This is a genomic window from Sinorhizobium sp. 7-81 (assembly GCF_030124405.1).
Classification (GTDB): domain Bacteria; phylum Pseudomonadota; class Alphaproteobacteria; order Rhizobiales; family Rhizobiaceae; genus Sinorhizobium; species Sinorhizobium psoraleae.
In genome coordinates this window covers 1-1,416 of record NZ_JASKLT010000062.1, presented here as the reverse complement: position 1 = coordinate 1,416, position 1,416 = coordinate 1, and the positions used below count along the sequence as shown (strand labels likewise).

Annotated in this window: 1 pseudogene; it reads left to right on the top strand. The window is 68.5% G+C overall.

From position 1 onward, the window contains the following. Positions 1-1,416 (top strand): annotated as a pseudogene (locus tag QN224_RS33460) (translocation/assembly module TamB); the annotation flags it as partial.

Below are 1,416 nucleotides of genomic sequence, written 5' to 3'. Positions count from 1 at the left end.
GTCGTTTCCGAGAACGGCCGCACCTCGATCCCGACGCTGGAGGCGAAGGTCGGCGACAACCGGCTGACCGGTGCGCTCGACCTGACGCCCGACTTCAAGCCGAACGGCACGATCGACTTCAACCTGCCGAACCTCGGCCTGTTGGCCGCGATGGCCGGCCTGACCGCATCCGGCGATCTTGCCGGTTCCGCAACGGTGCGCAGCGTCGATGGCATCACGTCGATCGCGCTCAAGGCGAACGGCGGCAGCATCAGTCGCGATGCGCTGACGATCGCCAGGCCCACCGCCGACATCAGCATCGCGGATATCGCCAAGCTGGCAATCAGGGGCAACATCGGCGCGGAAAGCCTCGGGCAGGGAGAAAACCGGCTCTCCGCCCTCAATCTCGCCTTCGAGCAGCAGGCGGGAAAAACCGGCTTCTCGCTCGACGCGTCCTATGACGGCGCGCCGGTCGCAGCCGCGGGCGATCTCGTCAGCGATGCCGGTCGCACGGAGATCCGCCTCGCATCCTTCTCGGCAGCCCCGAAGCGGGTGCCGCTGCAGCTTGCCGCGCCGGCGACCGTCGCCATCGAAAACGGCATCGTTCGCCTCGGCGATCTCACCATCCTCGCGTCGGACGGCGCAATTGTCGTCGCCGGAACCGCCGGCGAGCAACTCGACATCACGGCGCAAATCAACGCGCTCCCCGCCACCCTGATCAACACCTTTGCCCCGACGCTTGGCGCCGAGGGCGCGATCGGCGGCACCGTCGATGTCGACGGGCCGGCAGCAGCGCCGGTGGTCGGCTACGATCTCGCCTGGAACGGCGCATCGATCGCCTCGGTTCGCTCCGCCGGCATCGTTGCGCAGGACGTCACCGCGAAAGGCACGATCACGGTTGCCGAAGGGGAAGTCCGCTTCGATCCGATGGCGATCGAGAGTGGAGACTTCCGCGGCAACGTCACCGGCCGCCTGAACCGGGCGGACGCGACCGCCTCGGCGGACTTCAAGCTCTTCGCCGAACCGCATCTGCTGCCCCCCGGCCTCGCCGCGAAATTCGACAGGACGATCGCGATCTCCGGCAACGTTGAAACCGGCGAAGGCGGCAGCGTCAGGCTGAGCGCGCTTGAGCTGACGTCCGGCACTGTCGACGCCCGCGGCTCCGCGGCACTTGCCGAAGGCGCACTGACCGCGGCGATCGAGGGCACATTGCCTGACCTCGGCAAACTGCTTGCGGACGCAACGGGCAATGCCGCGTTCAGCGCCGACATCTCCGGTCCGCTCGACGAACTCGGCGTGAAGGCGCAGATGACTTCCAGCGGCGCGACGCTTGCCGGGCGCACGCTGACGGACCTGGCGATCAATGCCGATGCGACGGCGAAACCCGGCAGCCCGCAGGCGAAGCTGACCGCGACCGGCGCGCTCGGCGGCCAGGCG